Origin of the sequence: Prevotella sp. khp1 (genome assembly GCF_900102205.1) — a bacterium.
GTDB classification, from domain to species: Bacteria; Bacteroidota; Bacteroidia; order Bacteroidales; family Bacteroidaceae; genus Prevotella; species Prevotella ruminicola.
In genome coordinates this window covers 263515-270581 of record NZ_FNJZ01000005.1, presented here as the reverse complement: position 1 = coordinate 270581, position 7067 = coordinate 263515, and the positions used below count along the sequence as shown (strand labels likewise).

The 7067-nt window shown below is 46.9% G+C and carries 8 protein-coding genes and 1 rRNA gene; all 9 read left to right on the top strand.

What is annotated here, in order from left to right; all coding sequences use genetic code 11:
* Window positions 1-38 precede the first annotated feature (38 nt).
* The 9 genes from rrf to BLR73_RS13470 all read left to right on the top strand — a co-directional run bounded on the left by rrf (window position 39) and on the right by BLR73_RS13470 (window position 6978).
* Window positions 39-151, top strand: a 5S ribosomal RNA gene (rrf, locus tag BLR73_RS13510).
* A 60-nt stretch (window positions 152-211) separates the two neighbouring features.
* Entirely contained in the window at window positions 212-1327 is a 1116-nt protein-coding gene (locus BLR73_RS13505; RefSeq protein ID WP_074833261.1) for a sensor histidine kinase, read from the top strand.
* A 146-nt stretch (window positions 1328-1473) separates the two neighbouring features.
* Entirely contained in the window at window positions 1474-1995 is a 522-nt protein-coding gene (locus BLR73_RS13500; RefSeq protein WP_013064530.1) for a YceD family protein, read from the top strand.
* A 23-nt stretch (window positions 1996-2018) separates the two neighbouring features.
* Window positions 2019-2210, top strand: a complete 192-nt coding sequence (rpmF, locus tag BLR73_RS13495; protein ID WP_013063689.1) for a 50S ribosomal protein L32 — start codon at window positions 2019-2021, stop codon at window positions 2208-2210.
* Complete coding sequence (locus tag BLR73_RS13490; RefSeq protein WP_091862848.1) at window positions 2210-3214, top strand: beta-ketoacyl-ACP synthase III; 1005 nt, start codon at window positions 2210-2212, stop codon at window positions 3212-3214. Before rpmF ends, BLR73_RS13490 begins: the two co-directional genes overlap by 1 nt.
* Window positions 3215-3241: 27 nt before the next feature.
* Entirely contained in the window at window positions 3242-4129 is an 888-nt protein-coding gene (era, locus tag BLR73_RS13485; RefSeq protein ID WP_013063530.1) for a GTPase Era, read from the top strand.
* Between the two features lie 46 nt (window positions 4130-4175).
* A complete protein-coding gene (gene der / locus BLR73_RS13480) occupies window positions 4176-5489 on the top strand; it encodes a ribosome biogenesis GTPase Der (RefSeq protein WP_028907259.1) in 1314 nt (437 codons plus the stop codon).
* The gene (locus BLR73_RS13475; RefSeq protein ID WP_091862845.1) at window positions 5489-5875 is read left to right on the top strand and encodes a hypothetical protein; all 387 of its coding nucleotides are present in this window, start codon (window positions 5489-5491) and stop codon (window positions 5873-5875) included. Before der ends, BLR73_RS13475 begins: the two co-directional genes overlap by 1 nt.
* Before the next feature lie 32 nt (window positions 5876-5907).
* The gene (locus BLR73_RS13470) at window positions 5908-6978 is read left to right on the top strand and encodes a hypothetical protein (protein ID WP_091862842.1); all 1071 of its coding nucleotides are present in this window, start codon (window positions 5908-5910) and stop codon (window positions 6976-6978) included.
* The last annotated feature ends 89 nt before the right edge of the window (window positions 6979-7067 follow it).

Genomic DNA, 7067 nt, shown 5'->3' with positions numbered 1-7067 from the left:
AACTACGTTTCTTGTGTCGACAATGTCAATAACCTATATTAGGTGGTTATTGCAGTGGGGTCCCACCTCTTCCCATTCCGAACAGAGAAGTTAAGCCCACCTGCGCCGATGGTACTGCAATGCAATGCGGGAGAGTAGGAAGCCGCCGTCTTTTTTAAAGAAGAGCCTCGAGAATACAATATTCTCGGGGCTTTTTCGTTTATATATATGTATGCAATGGACAGACAGAATTAGACAAACCAAAATACTTCTGGTAATAGCAGCTGTGGTAATAGCTGTTACCTCTTTGTTGATATCGCATTTTCTGGTAAAAGACCTCTCTAACGAAGAGCGAAAGAAGATGGAAGTATGGGCGCAGGCACTTCATGCCTTGAACCATGCCGATGAGAATACCGACCTTTCATTGGTTCTTGACGTAATGCAAGGTAACACGACCATCCCTGTGATTGTGTTGAATGATAAAGGTGGAATTGATGATTACCGTAATATCCAGGATACGCTGCATCTGGATCAGATAGCCCAGCGTATGCTGAAGGCTGGTGATACGATTGTTGTAGGTAGTCAGATTGTGTGTTACGATGAGTCGGTACTGCTTAAACGCCTGTCACAGTATCCCTATTGGCAGTTAGGTGTGGTGATGATTTTTGTGGTGGTTGCCATCTTTGCCTTACTCTCATCTAAGAAGGCTGAACAGAATAAGGTTTGGGTTGGACTATCTAAAGAAACGGCTCATCAGTTGGGTACGCCTATCTCCAGTTTGATGGCATGGGTTGAAATCTTGAAAGAGAATCATCCAGATGATGACCTGATACCCGAGATGGATAAGGATGTAAAGCGTTTGGAACGTATTGCCGAACGATTCTCGAAGATAGGTTCTTTGCCCGAACCAACACCAGGCTCGATGAACGAGGTGATTGCACATGTGGTTGATTATATGCGTAGGCGAACTTCAAATAAAGTAGAAATTACTACACAAATTCCTGATCACGACGTGGTTGTTAATATGAATGCTTCGCTTTTTGAGTGGGTGATTGAGAACCTCTGTAAGAATGCGGTAGATGCGATGGAAGGTGCTGGTAAGATTTCTATCCAGTTGATTGACGATGACCATCGTGTGGCTATCGAAGTTACGGATACAGGTAAAGGTATCCGCAAAAAGGATATCAACCATGTGTTCACCCCAGGTTTTACCACCAAGCAACGTGGTTGGGGATTGGGACTTTCGTTGGCGCGTCGTATTGTTGAAGACTATCATAAAGGTAAGATTTTTGTGAAGTCATCCGAAGTCGGAAAAGGCACCACTTTTCGCGTAGAATTGCACAAATAACCCTCGTTTTGTGTAATATAAGGGCCTGATAACTAAGGAATTTGCACTAAAATGATAAAAAAATAAAATAAGCGTGCTTTCATTGAAAAAAAAGTTGTAACTTTGCAGCCCGTATAGCGCATTATTGCGCTTAAAAGTGTAGAATAATGAATAGTCTGGAGTCGTTGAAGATAGATCTGAAGAGTTTGGTAAGCGAGGAAACATCCTTGGCTTTCGACTTGAACGATACTTACTTCGAGGCTTTGGATGGTGCTGAAGTGAAGAGGGGCTCTTTGCACGTGTCGGTGTCTATACGCAAGGCAACCGGCTTTTTCGAACTCCTGTTCCATACCGAAGGCACCGTTATTGTACAGTGCGACCGATGCTTAGACGATATGGAACAGCCGGTAGAAACCGACAACCGTTTGATTGTCAAGCTCGGTAGCGAATACTCAGAGGAAGATGATATCATCGTAGTGCCTGAGGACGAAGGAATACTCGACACCTCGTGGATCATCTATGAGTTTGTGGCCCTGGTAATACCCATCAGGCATGTGCATGCACCTGGCAAGTGCAACCCTGCCATGACGAAAGCTCTGGAAGAGCTGTCAGCTGACCGAAGCAGCGATGAGGAGTCCGACCAGCCCATCGACCCCCGCTGGGAAAAATTAAAGAATTTAAAAGTTTAAACATTTAAAAGTATTATAGAATTATGGCACATCCTAAAAGAAGACAGTCAAAGACTCGTACACTCAAGCGTCGTACTCATGACAAGGCAGTAGCTCCCACACTGGCAGTATGTCCTAACTGTGGTGCATATTATGTTTATCACACTGTATGCCCCACTTGCGGTTACTATCGTGGTAAGGTAGCTATCAAGATCGAGGAAAGCGTAGCTGAGTAATGGATAGAATCAATGCGATAATCACTGGTGTAGGCGGTTATGTGCCCGACTATATTCTGAACAACGATGAGTTGTCACGTATGGTCGACACCAACGATGAGTGGATTATGACGCGTGTTGGTATCAAGGAGCGTCACATACTTACGGAGGAAGGTCTCGGCACCAGCTACATGGCGCGTAAGGCTGCCAAGCAGCTGATGCAGAAGACCGGAGTCGATCCCGACTCAATCGATGCCGTCATCGTAACCACCTCAACAGCTGATTATAAGTTCCCTTCCACAGCCTCTATCGTATTAGGCAAACTCGGACTGAAGAATGCATTCGCATTCGATTTCTGGGGTGCTTGCTGTGGATTCCTCTACACACTCGACGTGGCAGCTACGATGATTCAGAGCGGACGCTACAAGAAAATCATCGTGATCGGTGCCGATAAGATGTCGTCGGTTGTTGACTATAAGGATCGTCAGACCTGTCCTCTCTTCGGAGATGGTGCAGCTGCCGTTCTGCTCGAGGCTACCGAGGAACAGAATATCGGTGTGATGGACTCTTATTTCCGCACAGATGGTAAGGGACTGCCATTCCTGCATCTGAAGGCTGGAGGTTCGGTCTGCCCACCGTCGCATTTCACTGTTGATCATCGTCTGCACTACCTCTATCAGGAGGGTCGCACTGTGTTCCGTTATGCAGTGACGAATATGAGTAACGACTGCGCTATCATCGCTGAGCGCAACGGTCTGAACAAGGACAACATCCAGTGGGTGGTTCCTCATCAGGCTAACATGCGTATCATCGAGGCTGTAGCCAAGCGCCTGGAGTTGCCAATGGAGCAGGTGATGGTAAACATCGAACGCTACGGAAACACGAGTGCCGCCACGATACCGCTGGCTATCTGGGAATACGAGAATAAGTTGAAGAAGGGCGACAATCTGATCCTCACCGCCTTTGGTGCAGGATTCGTTCACGGAGCTTCTTATTACAAGTGGGCCTATGATGGCAATAAGTAGTGAATAGTGAATAATGAATAGTGAATAATGCATAAAGCAGGATTCGTTAATATTGTTGGAAATCCCAACGTAGGCAAAAGTACGCTCATGAACCAGCTGGTTGGTGAGCGTATTTCTATTGCCACATTTAAGGCTCAGACAACCCGTCATCGTATCATGGGTATCGTGAATACACCCGAGATGCAGATTGTGTTCTCGGATACCCCAGGTGTGCTCAAGCCAAACTACAAACTACAGGAGTCAATGTTGGCGTTCTCTGAGTCGGCCCTCCAGGATGCGGATGTGCTGCTCTACGTGACCGACGTGGTAGAGAACCCTGAAAAGAATATGGACTTCCTTGCAAAGGTGCAGAAACTGGATATGCCGGTATTGCTGCTCATTAACAAGATTGATGAGCTTACTGGTGGTAATGCACAATTGGCAGCCATTGTTGAGAAATGGCATGCCCTGCTGCCGAAGGCAGAGATTCTGCCTATTTCGGCCAAGAATAAGTTCGGTGTGGATATGTTGCTGAAGCGTATCCAAGAGCTCCTGCCCGAGAGCCCCGCTTATTTCGATAAAGATCAGTTAACCGATAAGCCCGCACGATTCTTCGTGTCGGAGATTATCCGCGAAAAGATACTGCTCTACTACGATAAGGAGATTCCTTACAGTGTAGAGGTAGCTGTGGAGCGATTCAAAGAGGATGATAAGCACATCCACATCAATGCTATTATTTATGTGGAGCGCGATTCACAGAAGGGTATCATCATCGGTCACCAGGGTGTAGCCCTCAAAAAGGTAAGCACCGAGGCTCGCAAATCGCTCGAAAAGTTCTTCGCCAAGCCTATCTTCCTCGAGATTTTCGTGAAAGTAGATAAGGACTGGCGTTCATCAGAAAAAGAATTGAATCACTTCGGGTACAACCCCGAGTAGGTTCTTCCGTGTTAATCCATGTAATCCGTGCCAAAATAAATATAGTATGGGAAATTTAGTAGCAATCGTAGGACGCCCTAATGTGGGTAAGTCTACACTGTTCAACCGACTGACAAAAACGCGCCATGCGATTGTCAGCGACGAGGCTGGTACCACTCGCGACCGCCAGTATGGCAAGTGCGAATGGAACGGTCGCGAGTTCTCAGTTGTCGATACCGGCGGCTGGGTCGTCAACAGCGACGATGTATTCGAAGAGGAGATCCGCAAGCAGGTGATTATTGCCACCGAAGAGGCCGATCTCGTACTCTTCCTCTGCGATATTAATAATGGTGTCACAGGTTGGGATATGGACGTAGCGCAGATTCTGCGCCGTGCCAAACTGCCCGTTATCCTGGTGGCCAACAAAGCCGACGATGGTAAGGACCTGTACGACCAGTACGAGTTCTATAAGCTTGGTCTTGGCGATCCGTATCCTATCTCTGCTGCCACTGGTAGCGGTACAGGCGATCTGCTCGACAAGGTGCTCGAGATATTGCCCGAGAAACCCAAGGACGAGCTCGAGGATGGTATCCCCCGTTTTGCGGTGGTAGGTCGTCCTAATGCCGGTAAGTCGAGCATCATCAACGCCTTTATCGGCGAGGATCGTAACATTGTAACCGATATCGCCGGTACTACCCGCGATAGTATCTACACCCGTTACGATAAGTTCGGTTTCGATTTCTATCTGGTAGATACCGCAGGTATCCGTCGTAAGAATAAGGTAACTGAGGATCTGGAGTTCTATTCGGTAATGCGCTCTATCCGTGCCATCGAGAATAGTGATGTGTGTGTGCTCATGCTCGACGCCACCCGTGGTATCGAGGCTCAGGATATGAACATCTTCCAGCTCATTCAGAAGAATAACAAATCGCTGGTTGTAGTTGTTAACAAGTGGGATCTGGTTGAGGATAAGTCGCAGGAGGTAATCAAGACCTTCGAGAACGCCATCCGTAAGCGTATGGCACCGTTTGTCGATTTCCCCATCATCTTCGCTTCGGCACTTACCAAGCAGCGTATCTATAAGGTGCTCGAGACTGCCAAGCAGGTTTATCTGAATCGTAAGGCCAAGATTGGTACCTCTAAGCTTAACGAGGTGATGCTGCCTCTCATCGAGGCCTTCCCACCACCATCGGTTAAGGGTAAGTACATTAAGATTAAGTATGTGGCTCAGGTGCCCGACACGCAGATTCCTACCTTTGTGTTCTATGCCAACCTGCCACAGTACGTGAAGGAGCCTTACAAGCGCTTCCTGGAGAATAAGATTCGTGAGAACTGGGAGCTTACTGGTAGTCCCATTAATGTGTTTATCCGCCAGAAGTAATGCGTAAGCTCGTCTATCTTATATTGATAGTTATAGTAGTAGCCTGTAGCACCGGTGTAAGTCGCGAAGAACAAGCGGCTTTGGCTGCTAAAGGCTACTATACTCATTTAGTTCAGGGTGAGTTCGAGCAGTTTGTCGAGGGCCGTTTTATGGCCGATTCGCTGCCTGCCGATTACCGCTCGCAACTGATCGAGGGCTATAAGCAGTTCGTTGCTCAGCAGTTAGAAGCCCGAAAAGGTTTACAAGAGGTTTCTGTGTCGCGTGCTTATACCGACAGCTTGGCTGGCTATACCAATGTGCTGCTGATGCTTTGCTATGGCGATAGCACCACCGAGGAGGTGGTAGTGCCGATGGTGGAACGCAATGGCCGCTGGATGATGAAGTAACTTAAGAATAACTAAATTATAAAAAGTAAGAAATGAAAAAGATTGTTTTAGCAATAGCTGCTGCTTTGACTGTTAACCTGGCTTATGCACAGGGCAACACCGATGGCAGCAGCAAGAAGAACGTGTTTGCTACCGAAAGCAAGAAGTTTACGCTCTCTACTGTTACCGATTGGATGAAGGATAACGGTGTTTTCCAGAATCTCGATGTATCTGTAACCGCAGGTACCACAGGTATCGGTATCGATGTAGCATCTCGCGTTCACGAGAACGTACAGCTGCGTATGGGTTATGAGTATATGCCTCGTTTCAAGAAGAGCATCTACTTTCCTGTAGAGGTTGGTGGTGAGCCTGCAGTGGCTTACGATGATGCCGGCAATCGTGTAGAGACCACTTTCGATCGCCTCTCAAAGATGCTCCACGATCTGACTGGCTTTACAGTCGAGGATGAGGTTGAGATGGTTGGTAAGCCAACTATCAACAACTTTAAGTTCTTGGTTGATGTATTCCCCTTCAAGAATAAGCATTGGCATGTAACTGGTGGTTTCTATTGGGGCCCCTCACAGTTCGCCTATGCCGAGAACTCAACCTCAGCCATGAGTTCGCTGCTGGCTGTAAGCATGTACAATCAGATTTACCAGAAGTGCGTGAACGATGATCCTATTATTGATATAGATGGTGATGGTACAGCTCAGAATCCTGGTATGACTATTTACTTTAATGAGGCTTATCGTCAGCGCATTGTAAACTACGGCCGCATGGGTTTCCATGTAGGTGATAAGAAGGACTCTGGTGAGCCTTATATCATGGAGGCTGACGCCGAGAGTGGTATGGTTAAGGTTCGTGCTAAGAGCAATAGTTTTAAGCCCTACTTAGGCTTTGGTTATGGTGGCAAGCTGATGAAGAGCCGCGACGACTGGCAGGTATCTTTTGATGCTGGTATGATGTTCTGGGGTGGCACTCCTAGCTTGATTACTCACGATGGTACTAACCTCACTAAGGATGTAGAGAATATCTCGGGTAAGGTTGGCACTTGGGTTGATTTCTTGGGTGGTTTCAAGGTTTATCCCGTACTTCAAGTTCGTTTTACCAAGACCATTTTTTAAGTCTGTTTTTCTCTAAGTACTTTTCAATTGCAACCTAAGTACTTTACAATTGAAAAGTACCTAGAAAAAAAGGTTCCCAATCGGGAACC

Bases quoted from the DNA above. Each gene is read 5' to 3' on its own strand.
- era (WP_013063530.1), top strand. From the start codon at position 3,242: ATGCATAAAGCAGGATTCGTTAATATTGTTGGAAATCCCAACGTAGGC.
- rpmF (WP_013063689.1), top strand. From the start codon at position 2,019: ATGGCACATCCTAAAAGAAGACAGTCAAAGACTCGTACACTCAAGCGT.
- BLR73_RS13470 (WP_091862842.1), top strand. From the start codon at position 5,908: ATGAAAAAGATTGTTTTAGCAATAGCTGCTGCTTTGACTGTTAACCTG.
- BLR73_RS13490 (WP_091862848.1), top strand. From the start codon at position 2,210: ATGGATAGAATCAATGCGATAATCACTGGTGTAGGCGGTTATGTGCCC.
- der (WP_028907259.1), top strand. From the start codon at position 4,176: ATGGGAAATTTAGTAGCAATCGTAGGACGCCCTAATGTGGGTAAGTCT.
- BLR73_RS13500 (WP_013064530.1), top strand. From the start codon at position 1,474: ATGAATAGTCTGGAGTCGTTGAAGATAGATCTGAAGAGTTTGGTAAGC.
- BLR73_RS13505 (WP_074833261.1), top strand. From the start codon at position 212: ATGCAATGGACAGACAGAATTAGACAAACCAAAATACTTCTGGTAATA.
- BLR73_RS13475 (WP_091862845.1), top strand. From the start codon at position 5,489: ATGCGTAAGCTCGTCTATCTTATATTGATAGTTATAGTAGTAGCCTGT.